Annotated in this window: 15 protein-coding genes and 1 tRNA gene; 2 read left to right on the forward strand and 14 right to left on the reverse strand. The window is 64.3% G+C overall.

The genetic code is table 11. The annotated features are described in order from the left end of the window. From nuoG to JYJ84_RS13350, 14 genes are all read right to left on the reverse strand, one after another. On the reverse strand, positions 1-2093 hold a 2093-nt coding region (gene nuoG / locus JYJ84_RS13285), incomplete at its 3' end, for an NADH-quinone oxidoreductase subunit NuoG (RefSeq protein WP_205189218.1). A gap of 82 nt (positions 2094-2175) precedes the next feature. Continuing rightward, on the reverse strand, positions 2176-3486 hold the full coding sequence (gene nuoF / locus JYJ84_RS13290) for an NADH-quinone oxidoreductase subunit NuoF (RefSeq protein WP_006478267.1): 1311 nt from the start codon (positions 3484-3486) through the stop codon (positions 2176-2178). Further along, positions 3483-3968 (reverse strand): NADH-quinone oxidoreductase subunit NuoE, encoded by a 486-nt coding sequence (nuoE, locus tag JYJ84_RS13295; protein ID WP_006750460.1) that lies wholly within the window; start codon positions 3966-3968, stop codon positions 3483-3485. Before nuoE ends, nuoF begins: the two co-directional genes overlap by 4 nt. A 173-nt stretch (positions 3969-4141) precedes the next feature. Then, positions 4142-5395 (reverse strand): NADH-quinone oxidoreductase subunit D, encoded by a 1254-nt coding sequence (locus JYJ84_RS13300; protein ID WP_043188847.1) that lies wholly within the window; start codon positions 5393-5395, stop codon positions 4142-4144. Between the two features lie 9 nt (positions 5396-5404). Beyond that, positions 5405-6007 (reverse strand): NADH-quinone oxidoreductase subunit C, encoded by a 603-nt coding sequence (locus tag JYJ84_RS13305; RefSeq protein WP_122945898.1) that lies wholly within the window; start codon positions 6005-6007, stop codon positions 5405-5407. Between the two features lie 21 nt (positions 6008-6028). Next, on the reverse strand, positions 6029-6508 hold the full coding sequence (locus JYJ84_RS13310; protein WP_006398799.1) for an NADH-quinone oxidoreductase subunit B family protein: 480 nt from the start codon (positions 6506-6508) through the stop codon (positions 6029-6031). A gap of 62 nt (positions 6509-6570) precedes the next feature. Continuing rightward, a complete protein-coding gene (locus tag JYJ84_RS13315; protein WP_006398798.1) occupies positions 6571-6930 on the reverse strand; it encodes an NADH-quinone oxidoreductase subunit A in 360 nt (119 codons plus the stop codon). Positions 6931-7083: 153 nt separating this feature from the next. After that, positions 7084-7168: transfer RNA gene (locus tag JYJ84_RS13320), tRNA-Leu, on the reverse strand. 112 nt (positions 7169-7280) lie between these two features. Further along, positions 7281-7658: a preprotein translocase subunit SecG gene (secG, locus tag JYJ84_RS13325; protein WP_011352700.1), complete on the reverse strand. Its 378-nt coding sequence runs from the start codon at positions 7656-7658 to the stop codon at positions 7281-7283. A 72-nt stretch (positions 7659-7730) separates the two neighbouring features. Continuing rightward, a complete protein-coding gene (gene tpiA / locus JYJ84_RS13330) occupies positions 7731-8486 on the reverse strand; it encodes a triose-phosphate isomerase (protein WP_122945899.1) in 756 nt (251 codons plus the stop codon). A 141-nt stretch (positions 8487-8627) separates the two neighbouring features. Further along, complete coding sequence (locus tag JYJ84_RS13335; RefSeq protein ID WP_122945900.1) at positions 8628-9647, reverse strand: NAD(P)H-quinone oxidoreductase; 1020 nt, start codon at positions 9645-9647, stop codon at positions 8628-8630. A gap of 152 nt (positions 9648-9799) precedes the next feature. Further along, on the reverse strand, positions 9800-11947 hold the full coding sequence (gene pnp, locus JYJ84_RS13340) for a polyribonucleotide nucleotidyltransferase (RefSeq protein WP_122945901.1): 2148 nt from the start codon (positions 11945-11947) through the stop codon (positions 9800-9802). Between the two features lie 290 nt (positions 11948-12237). Then, a complete protein-coding gene (gene rpsO / locus JYJ84_RS13345) occupies positions 12238-12507 on the reverse strand; it encodes a 30S ribosomal protein S15 (RefSeq protein WP_043188860.1) in 270 nt (89 codons plus the stop codon). A 107-nt stretch (positions 12508-12614) separates the two neighbouring features. After that, positions 12615-13874, reverse strand: coding sequence for a branched-chain amino acid ABC transporter substrate-binding protein (locus JYJ84_RS13350; RefSeq protein ID WP_175223064.1), 1260 nt, complete (start codon positions 13872-13874; stop codon positions 12615-12617). A 168-nt stretch (positions 13875-14042) separates the two neighbouring features. Here JYJ84_RS13350 and JYJ84_RS13355 point away from each other — a divergent pair, with 168 nt between their 5' ends. Both JYJ84_RS13355 and JYJ84_RS13360 read left to right on the forward strand, forming a co-directional pair. Further along, complete coding sequence (locus JYJ84_RS13355; protein ID WP_122945904.1) at positions 14043-14555, forward strand: hypothetical protein; 513 nt, start codon at positions 14043-14045, stop codon at positions 14553-14555. Positions 14556-14938: 383 nt separating this feature from the next. After that, positions 14939-15273: carbonic anhydrase (locus JYJ84_RS13360; protein ID WP_275890720.1), on the forward strand; the 335-nt coding region annotated here is incomplete at its 3' end.

Genomic DNA, 15273 nt, shown 5'->3' on the forward strand with positions numbered 1-15273 from the left:
AGCGCACCTGCGCGGCGCACGAGTGCGTCGGCATGATAGATCGGCACATCGGCCAGGCGCTCGAAACCGCCGTTCGCGGCATTCGCCGCAACGCGCACCGGCGCGACCGACGTCTGGTTCGACAGGCGGCCCGCGACGCCGGCGTCGCCGAGCGCTGCGAGACGCACTTCTTCCGAGGTCTCGTATTCGAAGTTCGGCAGGCCGAGCAGGCTGCCGAGCACGCGCAGCACCTTCCAGCCCGGACGCGTGTCGCCGAGCGGGCGCACGACGCCGTTGAAGCTTTGCACGGTGCCTTCCGCATTCACGTACGTACCGGCCGTTTCCGTGAACGGCGCAACCGGCAGCAGCACGTCGGCATAGTCGAGGCCGTGCTTGAACGGCGACATCACGACGACCATCTCAGCCTGGTTCAGCGCGGCGAGTGCCTGCGCCGGATCGGCCGTGTCGAATTCCGGTTCGACGTTCAGCAGCACGTAGCCCTTGCGCGGCTGCTCGAACGCTTCGCGTGCGTTCAGGCCGCCTTCGCCCGGCAGTGCGCCGACGACGTGCGCGCCGACCGTGTTCGCAGCTTCCGTCAGGAAGCCGAACGTGGCGCCGGTGTTGTCGGCGATCCACTTGGCGACAGCGTGCAGCTTCGCGAATTCCGGATGGCGGACCGCGACGTTGCCGAGCAGCACCGCGCGGCGTTCGCCGTTCGCGAGCGACTGGGCGACAGCCTGTGCAGCCGGCGATGCCGTGACGCCCGCGAGCGTGTCGGGCAGCGCGACGCCGCGCAGTTGCGCGACGGCCGCAGCGATGCCGGCCAGCTGGTCGAGCCATGCCGACGGTGCAGCAACGATACGTTGCGCGGTCGGGATCAGTGCGTCGTCACCGGTTGCGTGCAGGAAGTGCAGCTTCGCGCCGTTCTTCGCGGCCTGACGCAGGCGGGCGGCGAACAGCGGGTGGTCGCGGCGCAGGAACGAACCGACGACGAACGCGGCGTCCACGTTCGACAGATCGGCGATCGGCATGCCGAGCCACGGTGCGCCCTGGACCGGCGCCGAGAAATCCTGCTGACGCAGACGGAAGTCGACGTTCGGCGTCTTCAGTTCGTTGGCGAGCTGCTTCACGAGGAACAGCTCTTCAGCGGTGCTGTGCGCGCTCGCGAGCATCGCCAGCGCGTTCGCGCCGTGATCCGCGGCAATGCCCTTCAGGCCCTTCGCAACGTATTCGAGTGCGGTCTGCCAGTCGGTCTCGATCCACTGGCCGCCCTGCTTCAGCATCGGCTTCGTCAGGCGCTCTTCGCTGTTGAGGCCTTCGTACGAGAAGCGATCCTTGTCCGAGATCCAGCATTCGTTGATGGCTTCGTTCTCGAACGGCAGCACGCGCATCACGCGGTTGTTCTTCACCTGCACGACGAGGTTCGCGCCGACGGAATCGTGCGGGCTCACCGACTTGCGGCGCGACAGTTCCCACGTACGGGCGCTGTAGCGGAACGGCTTGCTGGTCAGCGCGCCGACCGGGCACAGGTCGATCATGTTGCCCGACATTTCGGAGTCGACCGTCTTGCCGACGAACGTCGTGATTTCCGAGTGCTCGCCGCGGCCCAGCATGCCGAACTCCATCACGCCGGCGATTTCCTGGCCGAAGCGGACGCAGCGCGTGCAGTGGATGCAGCGCGACATTTCTTCCATCGAGATCAGCGGGCCCACGTTCTTGTGGAACACCACGCGCTTCTCTTCCGAGTAGCGCGACGACGACTTGCCGTAACCGACCGCCAGATCCTGCAGCTGGCATTCGCCGCCCTGATCGCAGATCGGGCAGTCGAGCGGGTGGTTGATGAGGAGGAATTCCATCACCGACTGCTGCGCCTTCACGGCCTTGTCGGATTGCGTATGGACGATCATGCCGGCCGACACGGGGGTCGCACAGGCAGGCACGGCCTTCGGCATCTTCTCGACTTCGACGAGACACATCCGGCAGTTGGCCGCAACCGACAGTTTCTTGTGATAGCAGAAGTGAGGAATGTACGTATCCGCCTTGTGCGCAGCCTGGATCACCATGCTGCCTTCGGGCACCTCGACCTTCTTGCCGTCTATTTCAAGTTCAACCATGATGGTGAATGGTCCTTAACCTATTTCCGCCCGTTCGCGCCTTCGCCCGACCGTGCGCTCAAATTCCGCAACCGGGTACGCTTCAGGCTGCCGCCGCGTGCGCGTGGCCGCCGACCATGCAGTGCTTGTGCTCGACGTGGTACGCGAATTCGTCCCAGTAGTGCTTGAGCATCCCGCGTACCGGCATCGCCGCCGCATCGCCAAGTGCACAGATCGTGCGGCCCATGATGTTCTCGGCAACCGAGTTCAGCAGGTCCAGATCTTCCTGGCGCCCTTCGCCGTGCTCGATACGATTCACGACGCGATACAGCCAGCCGGTGCCTTCACGGCACGGCGTGCACTGGCCGCACGATTCCTCGTAGTAGAAGTACGACAGGCGCAGCAGCGAACGCACCATGCAGCGCGTCTCGTCCATCACGATCACCGCGCCGGAACCGAGCATCGAGCCCGCCTTCGCGATCGAATCGTAGTCGAGATCCGTCTGCATCATGATGTCGCCCGGGATCACCGGCGCCGACGAACCGCCCGGAATCACGGCCTTGATCTTCTTGCCGCCGCGCATCCCGCCGGCGAGCTCCATCAGCGTCGCGAACGGCGTGCCGAGCGGCACTTCGTAGTTGCCCGGACGCTCGACGTCGCCCGACACCGAGAAAATCTTCGTGCCGCCGTTGTTCGGCTTGCCGATCTCGAGGTAATTCTGCGGTCCGATGGACAGCAGGAACGGCACCGCGGCGAACGTCTCGGTGTTGTTGATCGTGGTGGGCTTGCCGTACACGCCGAAGCTCGCCGGGAACGGCGGCTTGAAGCGCGGCTGGCCCTTCTTGCCTTCGAGCGACTCGAGCAGTGCCGTTTCTTCGCCGCAGATGTACGCGCCGTAACCGTGGTGCGCGTGCAGCTGGAACGAGAATTCCGAGCCCATGATGTTGTCGCCGAGGAACCCGGCGGCGCGCGCTTCATCGAGCGCGGCTTCGAAGCGTCGATACACTTCGAAGATTTCGCCGTGGATGTAGTTGTAGCCGACGGTGATGCCCATCGCGTACGCGCCGATGGCCATGCCTTCGATCAGCGCGTGCGGGTTCCAGCGCAGGATGTCGCGATCCTTGAACGTGCCCGGCTCGCCTTCGTCCGAGTTGCAGACGAGGTACTTCTGCCCCGGGAACTGGCGCGGCATGAAGCTCCACTTCAGGCCGGTCGGGAAGCCCGCACCGCCACGGCCACGCAGGCCCGACGCCTTGACGTCGGCGATCACCTGCTCGGGCGGAATCTTTTCTTCGAGAATGCGGCGCAGCTGCTTGTAGCCGCCGCGCGCGACGTAATCTTCGAGATGCCAGTTCTCGCCGTTCAGACCAGCGAGGATCAGCGGTTTGATGTGACGGTCGTGGAGGGACGTCATTTCGAGAGCTCCTCAAGCAGCTGGTCGATCTTCTCGCGGCTCATGAAGCTGCACATTCTGTGGTTGTTCACCAGCAGCACCGGCGCATCGCCGCACGAGCCCATGCATTCGCCTTCCTTCAGCGTGAACTTGCCGTCGGGCGTGGTTTCGCCGAAGCCGATGCCCAGCTTCTGTTTCAGGTAGTCGGCCGTCGCTTCCGCGCCACCGTCCGGGCCAAGCTGGCACGGCAGGTTCGTGCAGAGCGTGATCTTGTGCTTGCCGACCGGGTTGAGCTCGTACATCGTGTAGAACGTCGCGACTTCCTGCACGGCGACTGCCGGCATGCCGAGATAGTCCGCGACGAACTGCATCAGTTCGGGCGACAGCCAGCCGTGCTCTTCCTGAGCAACGGCCAACGCCGACATCACGGCGGACTGTTTCTGATCGGCGGGATACTTCGTCAACGCTCGATCGATTTCCTTCAGGCCTTCAGCTGAGATCATTTTCAGACACGACTCTTTCAATTCCTACCGAACGAACATCCTGCCGCACACTGGGGTGCATGGACGGCAGACCTGGCGCTCACTCTGTTGACAGCTTGCGAAGCCGCGCCGGTTCAGCGCGCATCGCGTGTGACTTGCTGCTCGCCGCCCGCTCGCGCGGGCGGCGCTAACCATTAGCGATCGATCTCGCCGAACACGATGTCCTGCGTACCGATGATCGTGACGGCGTCGGCGATCATGTGACCGCGCGCCATTTCATCGAGCGACGCCAGGTGAGCGAAACCCGGTGCGCGAATCTTGAGGCGATACGGCTTGTTGGCACCGTCCGACACGAGGTAGATGCCGAATTCACCCTTCGGATGCTCGACCGCCGCGTACGCTTCGCCTTCCGGCACATGGAAACCTTCGGTGAAGAGCTTGAAGTGGTGAATCAAGTCTTCCATGTTGGTCTTCATGCCGACGCGCGACGGCGGGGCAACCTTGTGATTGTCCGTCATCACCGGGCCCTGATTCTTGCGGAGCCACTCAATACACTGTTTCGCGATGCGGATCGACTGGCGCATTTCTTCGACGCGCACCAGATAGCGGTCGTAGCAATCGCCGTTCACGCCGACCGGCACGTCGAAATCCATGCGATCGTACACTTCGTACGGCTGCTTCTTGCGCAGATCCCAGGCGATGCCCGAGCCGCGCAGCATCGGGCCCGTCAGGCCCATCTGCAGCGCACGTTCCGGGCTGACCACGCCGATCCCGACCAGACGCTGCTTCCAGATCCGGTTGTCGGTGAGCAGCGTTTCGTATTCGTCGACGCACTTCGGGAAGCGCGTGAAGAAATCGTCGATGAAGTCGAGCACCGAGCCGCTGCGCGCTTCGTTCATCTTCGCGAGCGCCTTCTCGTTGCGAATCTTCGACGCCTTGTATTGCGGCATTGCGTCAGGCAGGTCGCGATAGACGCCGCCCGGACGGTAGTACGCCGCGTGCATCCGGGCGCCGGACACCGCTTCGTACACGTCCATCAGGTCTTCGCGTTCGCGGAATGCGTACAGGAACACGGCCATCGCGCCGACGTCGAGTGCGTGCGCGCCGATCCACATCAGGTGGTTCAGCACGCGCGTGATCTCGTCGAACAGCACGCGGATGTACTGCGCGCGCTCCGGCACTTCGATGCCGAGCAGCTTTTCGATCGCGAGCACGTAGCCGTGCTCGTTGACCATCATCGACACGTAGTCGAGACGGTCCATGTACGGCACGGACTGGATGAACGTTTTGGATTCCGCGAGCTTTTCCGTCGCGCGGTGCAGCAGGCCGATGTGCGGATCGGCACGCTGGATGACTTCGCCGTCGAGCTCGAGCACGAGGCGCAGCACGCCGTGCGCTGCCGGGTGCTGCGGGCCGAAGTTGAGCGTGTAGTTCTTGATTTCTGCCATGACGCCCCCTTAATGTTTCAGACCGCCATAGCGATCCTCGCGGATCACGCGCGGCGTGATTTCGCGCGGCTCGATCGTCACCGGCTGGTACACGACCCGCTTCTCTTCCGGGTCGTAACGCATTTCGACATAGCCCGACACCGGGAAGTCCTTGCGGAACGGGTGGCCGATGAAGCCGTAGTCGGTGAGGATGCGGCGCAGGTCGGGGTGGCCTTCGAACACGATGCCGTACAGGTCGAACGCTTCGCGCTCGTACCAGTTCGCGGAGGTCCAGATGTCGACCAGCGATGCCACGATCGGCAGATCGTCGTCCGGCGCGAATGCGCGCAGGCGCAGGCGCCAGTTGTTCGTGACCGACAGCAGGTGCGACACGGCCGCGAAGCGCGGGCCGTCGTAGGCGCCGTCGCCGAAGGTCTGGTAGTCGACGCCGCACAGATCGAGCAACTGCTCGAAACGGAGCTTCGGATCGTCGCGCAGGATCTTTGCGACTTCGAGGTAATCGCTCGCCTTCACGACGAGCGTCAGTTCACCAATCGCTTCGGTGAGGCTCACCACGCGCGCGCCGAGCGCGGCTTCGAGGTTTGCCTTGAGGGTCTCGATTTTGCTTGCCATATTGAGGGGACGCTCGGGGCTTTATTGACGGGCGATGGTGTTGGTGCGACGGATCTTCGCCTGAAGCTGGATCACGCCGTACACCAGCGCCTCGGCGGTGGGCGGACAGCCCGGCACGTAGACGTCGACCGGCACGATCCGGTCGCAGCCGCGGACCACCGAGTACGAGTAGTGGTAGTAGCCACCGCCGTTCGCGCACGATCCCATCGAGATCACCCAGCGCGGCTCGGCCATCTGGTCGTACACGCGACGCAGCGCGGGCGCCATCTTGTTGCAGAGCGTGCCGGCGACGATCATCACGTCCGACTGACGCGGGCTCGGGCGAAACACGACGCCAAACCGGTCCAGGTCGTAACGGGCCGCGCCCGCATGCATCATTTCGACGGCGCAACACGCGAGCCCGAACGTCATCGGCCACAGCGAGCCGGTACGCGTCCAGTTGATCAGCTTGTCAGCCGTCGTGGTGACAAACCCTTCCTTCAAGACCCCTTCGATACTCATTTGCTTTCCACTCCAGACGAGCGACCGAGCGTGGCCGCCCATGCAAACCGGCGATTAACCCATCACTCCCAGTCGAGGCCGCCTTTCTTCCAGATATAGGCAAAGCCCAGCAGGAATTCGAGCAGAAAAATCATCATTGCGATGAAACCCGGCCAGCCGATATCCCGGAGCGCGACGCCCCACGGAAACAGGAATGCGGTTTCGAGATCGAAGATGATGAACAGGATGGCGACGAGGTAGTACCGGACGTCGAATTTCATCCGGGCGTCTTCAAAGGCTTCGAAGCCGCACTCGTACGGTGCGTTCTTCTCGACGTCCGGCTTGTTGGGACCAAGGAGCTTGCCGATGCTGACCAGCGCTATACCTAAACCAGTGCCCACGAGGAGGAACAACAAGACGGGGTAATAGGCTGCGAGGTTCAAGGCAATCCTCTATCGGTTGGTTCTGAGCGTCCGGAGAATACCACTTCCGGCGGAAGGAATCATTTCGGAGTACAGGCGATCGCAAGACAACCGCAAGCACACCCCAGAAATGAAAAATGCCAGCCACTAGAAGCGGCTGGCATTGAGTAACTTTGGTGCCGACGGCGAGACTCGAACTCGCACAGCTTTCGCCACTACCCCCTCAAGATAGCGTGTCTACCAATTTCACCACGTCGGCACTGCATGCAACCGGGGGTGTAACTACTTGTTTCCCGCGAATCGCTTCAAGAATTAAATTCTAACCTGACTTCCAGAATTGTTCAACGCACAAACGCAAAAATTTTAACTTTTTATTTCGGGACGTCCTGGCCCGGCGCGCTTGCAGCCGAACCTGCGGCAGCGGATGCCGCGACAGCCGGTGCCGATGCTGCAGGCGCCGATGCCGGTGCGGTCGCAACCCCACCCAGCACGCCTGCCGACGGCGTCGACTTGTACGAACCGAGGTACGTCAGCGCGAGCGTCGCGACGAAGAAGATCGTTGCGAGAATGCCCGTCGTGCGCGACAGGAAGTTCGCCGAGCCCGTTGCACCGAACAGGCTGCCCGACGCGCCGCTGCCGAACGCAGCGCCCATGTCGGCACCCTTGCCGTGCTGCAGCAGCACGAGACCAATCACACCGAGCGCAGACAGCACCTGCACCACAATAATCAGCGTCTTGAATAACAGCATCACACCCACCCGAATGGATCAGGCGACCGGAACGACCGGCCGCCGTCATGGTTCAATTCGATCTCGGACCGCTCAGCGTGCGGCCCGGCAGATCGCCAGGAAATCTTCCGCCTTCAGCGACGCGCCGCCGATCAGGCCACCGTCGATGTCCGGCTGCGCGAACAGCTCTTCCGCGTTGTCCGGCTTCACGCTGCCGCCGTACAGTACGGACACGTCCGCCGCGCCCTTTGCCGCGAGACGCGCACGCAGGAACGCGTGCACGTCCTGTGCCTGCGCCGACGTCGCGCTCTTGCCCGTGCCGATCGCCCAGACCGGCTCGTATGCGACGACGATGCGCACGGCCTCGTCGGCCGTCAGCACGGCCAGCACTGCGTCGAGCTGCGCACCGACCACCTGCTCGGTCGCGCCCGACTCGCGCTCGTCGAGCGTCTCGCCGACGCACACGACAGGCGTGAGCCCCGCCGCAAGTGCGCGCTGCGTCTTCGCCGCGACCGTCTCGTTGCGCTCGCCGTGATACGCGCGGCGCTCCGAGTGACCGACGATCGCATAGCGTGCGCCGAACTCCGCGACCATCGCGGCCGCCACTTCACCGGTGAACGCGCCCTGCTCGTGCGCCGACACGTCCTGCGCACCCCACGCGACACGGCCGCCGTCGAGCTGCGCCTGAACCTGCGCGAGATACGGGAACGGCACGCACACGCCGACCGACGTTTCGGCCGCCACCGCGCCCGCGCCCTGCACCACTTCGTTCAGCAACGCCTGGTTGCCGGCCAGCCGGCCGTGCATCTTCCAGTTGCCGATCACACGCTTAGTTCTCTGTTTCGACATCGTGTCTGTCTCGTCACCGCTTGGTCATTAACGCGCCGGAAACCGGCCGTCAGGTTTGATCTGGCGAAGCAAACCGGCGATTTTACTGCGCGCGGCTTGCACCGGTCAAACCGCGCATGTCAAGCCCGGCCGCACGGGCCGTCAGGCGTTCGTACCCCAATCGAGCACGATCTTGCCGGTGTGCTCGCTGCTTTCCATCAGCGCGTGCGCCTGCGCGGCGTCCGCGGCCGGCAAGACGCGATAGATCACCGGCTTGATGCGGCCATCGGCAAGCAGCGGCCACACGCGCGCCTTCAGTTGCGCGGCGATCTGCGCCTTGAACTCGACCGGACGCGGGCGCAGCGTCGAACCCGTGATGGTCAGCCGGCGACGCAGGATCTCGCCGAGGTTGACGTCGGTCTTCGCGCCACCGAGCAGCGCGATCAGCACGAGGCGGCCGCCATCCGCTAGCGCGGACAGTTCGCGCGGCACGTACGAGCCCGCCACCATGTCGAGGATCACGTCGACGCCGCGATCGTGCGTCAGCGACTTCACGACCTCGACGAAGTCTTCCGTCTTGTAGTTGATCGCGCGTTCGGCGCCCAGCGCCTCGCACGCGCGGCACTTGTCGGCGGTGCCGGCCGTCGCGAACACGCGAAAGCCGAGCGCATGCGCGATCTGGATCGCCGTCACGCCGATGCCGCTCGAACCGCCCTGCACGAGCAGCGTTTCCTGCTCGCCGCCCTCGCCCGCGCCGAGCTGCGCACGGTCGAACACGTTGCTCCACACGGTGAAAAACGTTTCGGGCAGCGACGCGGCCTCGATATCGGTCAGCCCGTCGGGCACCGGCAGGCACTGCAGCAGCGGCGCGACCGCATACTCCGCATAGCCGCCGCCCGCGAGCAGCGCGCACACGCGATCGCCCAGCTTCAGGCCGAACGGGTTCAGCGCGGCGTCGGACAGGTCGCCACCGACGATCTCGCCCGCGACCTCGAGGCCAGGCAGATCCGACGCACCCGGCGGCGGCGCATAGGCGCCCTTGCGCTGGAACACATCGGGCCGGTTCACACCGGAAGCCGCCACCTTGATCAGCACTTCGCCGCGCTTCGGTTCGGGGCGCGGGCGCTCCGCAAGCTTCAGCACGTCGGGGGCACCGAATTCGGTGATTTCGATGGCTTTCATGGTGATGGTCGCTCCAGGATCAGGATCGGAATCGGATGGCGCGCCCGCACGCGGCACGGGCGCCTGACCGGCGCTGCTGCGCCGCACAACGATGCTACAGAAAAAACGGCCGGCACGCTTTCGCACTGCCGGCCGTTGGTCCGCCTGCCCGCTTACTGCTGCGGCGGCGTGTCCGACTGCGACGCCGCCGCTGCTTCATTCAGCAGCGCCTTTGCCGACAGACGCACGCGCCCCTTTTCGTCCGTCTGGATGACCTTGACCTTCACTTGCTGGCCTTCCTTCAGGTAGTCGTTGATGTCCTTCACACGCTCGTTGACGATTTCCGAGATGTGCAGCAGGCCATCCTTGCCCGGCAGCAGGTTCACGATCGCGCCGAAATCGAGCAGCTTCAGAACCGTGCCTTCGTACACCTGGCCGACTTCGATCTCTGCCGTGATTTGCTCGATGCGCTTCTTCGCTTCGGCCATGCCGTCGCTGTTCGTGCTCGCGATCGTCACGACGCCGTCGTCGGAGATGTCGATGGTCGTGCCGGTTTCTTCCGTCAGCGCGCGGATCACCGAACCGCCCTTGCCGATCACGTCGCGGATCTTTTCCGGGTTGATCTTGATCGTGATCATGCGCGGCGCGAATTCCGACAGTTGCGTGTTCGCACCCGAGACTGCCGACGTCATCTTGCCGAGGATGTGCATGCGGCCTTCCTTCGCTTGCGCGAGCGCGACCTGCATGATTTCCTTCGTGATGCCCTGGATCTTGATGTCCATCTGCAGTGCCGTCACGCCTTGCTCCGTGCCGGCCACCTTGAAGTCCATGTCGCCGAGGTGATCTTCGTCGCCGAGGATGTCGGTCAGCACCGCGAACTTGTTGCCTTCGAGGATCAGGCCCATCGCGATACCCGCGACGTGCGCCTTCATCGGCACGCCGGCGTCCATCAGCGCGAGGCAGCCGCCGCACACCGAAGCCATCGACGACGAACCGTTCGATTCGGTGATTTCCGACACGACGCGGATCGAGTAGCCGAATTCGTCGGCGCTCGGCAGGCACTTGACCAGCGCGCGCTTCGCGAGGCGGCCGTGGCCGATTTCGCGGCGCTTCGGCGAGCCGACGCGGCCCGTTTCGCCGGTCGCGAACGGGGGCATGTTGTAGTGGAGCATGAAGCGCTCGCGGTACTCGCCTTCGAGCGCGTCGATGATCTGCTCATCACCCTTCGTGCCGAGCGTCGCGACGACCAGCGCCTGCGTCTCGCCGCGCGTGAACAGCGCCGAGCCGTGGGTACGCGGCAGCACGCCGGTACGGATCTCGATCGGGCGCACGGTGCGCGTGTCGCGGCCGTCGATGCGCGGCTCGCCGTTCAGGATCTGCGAACGGACGATCTTGGCTTCGATGTCGAACAGCACGTTGCCGACCGTTGCCTTGTCGGCTGCGGCCGTACCGGCTGCCTGCGCGTCTTCCTCGAGCTTCGCCGAGGTTGCTGCGTAGACTTCCTTCAGCTTCGTCGAGCGTGCCTGCTTGTCGCGGAGCTGGTAAGCAGCGAGCAGGTCGTTCTGTGCCAGCTCGGTCACGCGCGCGATCAGCGCTTCGTTCTTCGGTGCCGGCTGCCAGTCCCACTCGGGCTTGCCGCCTTCGCGCACCAGTTCGTGGATCGCGTCGATCGCGACCTGCATTTGCTCGTGGCCGAACACCACGGCGCCGAGCATCACGTCTTCCGACAGTTGATCGGCTTCCGATTCGACCATCAGCACCGCACGTTCCGTACCGGCGACGACGAGGTCGAGGCTCGATGCCTTGATCTGGTCACGCGTCGGGTTCAGCACGTATGCGTTGTCGATGTAGGCCACGCGAGCGGCACCGACCGGGCCGTTGAACGGCAGGCCCGACACGGCGAGCGCAGCCGATGCGCCGATCAGCGCGGGGATGTCCGCCGGGATTTCCGGGTTCACGGACAGCACGTGGATCACGACCTGGACTTCGTTGTAGAAGCCTTCCGGGAACAGCGGGCGCAGCGGACGGTCGATCAGGCGCGACGTCAGCGTCTCGTGCTCCGACGGACGGCCTTCGCGACGGAAGAAGCCGCCCGGGATCTTGCCGGCCGAATAGGTCTTCTCGAGGTAGTCGACGGTCAGCGGGAAGAAATCCTGACCCGGCTTCGCCGACTTCGCGCCGACGACGGTTGCCAGCACGACGGTGTCTTCGACGTCGACGATCACCGCGCCGCTTGCCTGGCGAGCGACTTCACCGGTTTCGAGGCGCACCTTGTGCTGGCCCCACTGGAATTCCTTCACGACCTTGTTGAACATGGACATGGTTGCTCCTTTGAATTCATGCATTTCATTCGCCGCGCCGGCCATCCAGCACGGCGGCGTCCCGACCGAATCACCCGGAGCAAGGTGTGTTTTTTATGCCATTCCAGCGCGGCGCTCACGCAGCGACGCGCTGGAATGACACAAATCCTGCCCCGGCATCAGCCGTTGCGGCAGCCCCGCACGAACGTGCCGGACAGCCTGCGATGCGTGTGACGCTACGCACCGCGCAAAAACAAAATGCCTGTATCAGCGGACTGACACAGGCATCTTGCTGGCGGCAATCGCCTCGATTACTTACGCAGACCCAGCTTCTCGATCAGTGCGCGGTAACGGTCGGCATCCTTGCCCTTGAGGTAGTCGAGCAGCTTGCGGCGGCGGCTCACCATGCGCAGCAGGCCGCGGCGGCTGTGGTGATCCTTCGCGTGGGTCTTGAAGTGACCCGTCAGTTCGACGATACGTGCGGTCAGCAGAGCGACCTGGACTTCGGGCGACCCCGTGTCGTTGGTAGCGCGGGCGAACTGAGCAACGACTTCCGACTTCTTGATATCTGCAACAGACATGTGATTTCCTTTCTAACTGAACAGGCGGACACGGAAGAATGGCCGTGCCGTGACTTACAACCGGCGGGCATTGTAGCACAACTCCGCACCGTTCTTACCTCCTCCTGTCACGGGCGCGTCATCGAGCACGCGGACGGCATCTCCGTGCGCTGCGCCGGCACCGCGAGCACCGTCCGGAAGCCATAGCCCGAACCCTCGTTGTCGAAGCGCACGCCCGGCGTGCCGACCTTGTCCATCTCCATCACGTAAAGGGGCTGGATCAACTGGTGATCCTGCGCGCGCATCCGCGACGCGTGGAAGCCATCGTCGAACGACAGGCCTTCGAGCGCGCGCGCAACCGCGACGGGGTCGGCCGACCCCGCGCGGTTCAGCGCGGCGGCCAGCATCTCGATCATCAGGCTCATCCGGCGCACCGGATAGTCGTCCTGGGCGGCCGGAAAACGGTTCCGGAACGCGCGGTAGAACGCATCGGATTTCGCGCCGCCCGCGTTCGGGTGCCAGTCCGCCACGGCCACGACCCGCCCGACCCCGGCGTCGCCGAGTGCCGCCGGCGCGCCGAGGCTGTTGCCGTAGAACGTATAGAACTTCGCGTTCAGCCCCTGCTCGCGCGCCGCCTTCACGAGCAGCGTGAGGTCGTTGCCCCAGTTGCCGGTCACGACGGCGTCGGCGCCGCTCGCGCGGATCTTTGCGATATACGGCGAGAAATCCTTGATCCGGCCGATCGGGTGGAATTCGTCGCCGGCGATCGTCACGTCCGGGCGCCGCACGGCCAGCGCCTGCCGTGCGAGCGCGCTGACGTCGTGGCCGAAACTGTAGTCCTGGTTCAGCAGGTAGACCTTGCGCAGCGCGCGGTCGCGCGCCATCACGTCCGCGAGCGCGGCCATCCGCATGCCCGCGTGCGCATCGAAGCGGAAATGCCAGAAACTGCAGCGCGCGCCGGTCAGCGCCGGATCGTCGGCCGAATAGTTGAGGAACAGCATTCGGTTGTCCGGATCGCGCGCGTTCAGCTTGTCGAGCGCCACGACGAGCGCGGCCGCGACGGCCGAGCTGTTGCCCTGCGTGACGAACCCGATATGGCGGTCCGCGGCCGCGCGCAACTGCACGAGTGCCTCCTCGGGGCTGCCCTTGCTGTCGAGCACGACGAGCTCGAGGGGATGCGCACCGTCGCGCAGCTTCACGCCGCCGGCCGCGTTGACCTGCTCGACGCCGAAGCGCAGGTTGCGCTCGACTGCCGCACCCGCGTTCGCGAACGGGCCCGACATCCCTTCGATCAGCGCGATCCGCACCGGCTCGCCGCCGGCAAATGCGGACGACACCAGCATCCACCCCGCGCTCAACGCGAGCGCGCACCGCTTCCACCCCTGCATCGGCCACCTGCCCTTCAATCTGCCCGAGAAGCGCGGATCATAGGCCGGTGCCCGTGCCGCCCGCAAGCGCGACGGCGCTGGTGATCCGCACCGATTTTTTCCACGCGACGCGCGGCCGCGCGCCGTCCGTGATAAAACGGGAATTGTTTCCGTGTTCGGGAGAATCCCATGCGCATTCGCATTTCCGCGCGCCTGCCGGTGCTGCTTGCCGGCGCTGCCGCGCTGCTGGCCGGTTGCGCGCAACCGTGGCAGCAATACCAGGCCGGCCAGGACGAGTCGGCGATCGTCGCGCGCATGGGCCCGCCGCGCGAGATCTACGACCTGCCCGGCGGCGGCAAGCGCCTGATGTGGCCGACCCAGCCGATGGGCGAAATCACCGTCGCGGCCGACGTCGACGCGGCCCACAAGATCGTCAACGTCCGCCAGGTCCTGCAGCCGAGCGAGTTCTATCGCGCCGAGATCGGCAAGTGGACGAAGACCGACGTCCTCGTCAACTTCGGACGCCCCGTCGAGACGTCCTACTTCCCGCTGATGAAGCGCGAGGTGTGGACCTATCGGTATCTCGAGGACAACGTCTGGTACATGATGTACAGCTTCTACTTCGATCCGCAGGGCATCCTGCGCATCACGCAGAAAACGCCCGACCCGCTGCACGACCCCGACCGCCGCAACCTGTTCTGACCGATTACGCATTGACGCGCAATTTTCACGATGGCCATTCACGAATCATTGCGTGAATGGCCATTTCGTTTTTTCCGCTCTTCTATTTAATTTGGCAAATACGGCGGAAATCTTTTCCGATCGATGACAAGCCGATGGCAATACGCTGACACCCCCGTCATACGGGCCTTTGCGCGGAAACAGGCACACGCCGTGCATGTCATGCGGCGAAATGGTGCATGCAATGCACTGCGCCAAATCAATTTGAAACAAATTGTTTCAGCACCCCCGAAGTGCTAGGGCATACCCCTAATATCAGTCGAAACCAAACCTTTCAATTTAGAAAGAATGCCATTACGTCATTTCCGCCGATATTCGTTTGCCTTTATCACAAAGGAGTCCTCATGAATCGCCCCAAGAGCATGCTGGTTGCCAACATCGCCTGGGCCCGCGAAACGCGTGAATACACGCCCGGCTTCTTCGACGCGCTCGCACGCGGCCAGAACCCGCGCGTGCTGTGGATCGGCTGCGCCGACAGCCGCGTGCCGGCCGAAACCATCACGCACTGCGCACCCGGCGAGCTGTTCGTCCATCGCAACATCGCAAACCTGTTCCATCCCGACGACGACAATTCCGCCAGCGTGCTCGAGTACGCAGTGCGCGTGCTGCAGGTCGACCACGTGATCGTGTGCGGGCACTACGGATGTGGCGGCGTACGCGCGTCGCTGCTGCCACCGCC

The organism is Burkholderia sp. LMG 13014 (genome assembly GCF_905232215.1).
GTDB lineage: Bacteria > Pseudomonadota > Gammaproteobacteria > Burkholderiales > Burkholderiaceae > Burkholderia.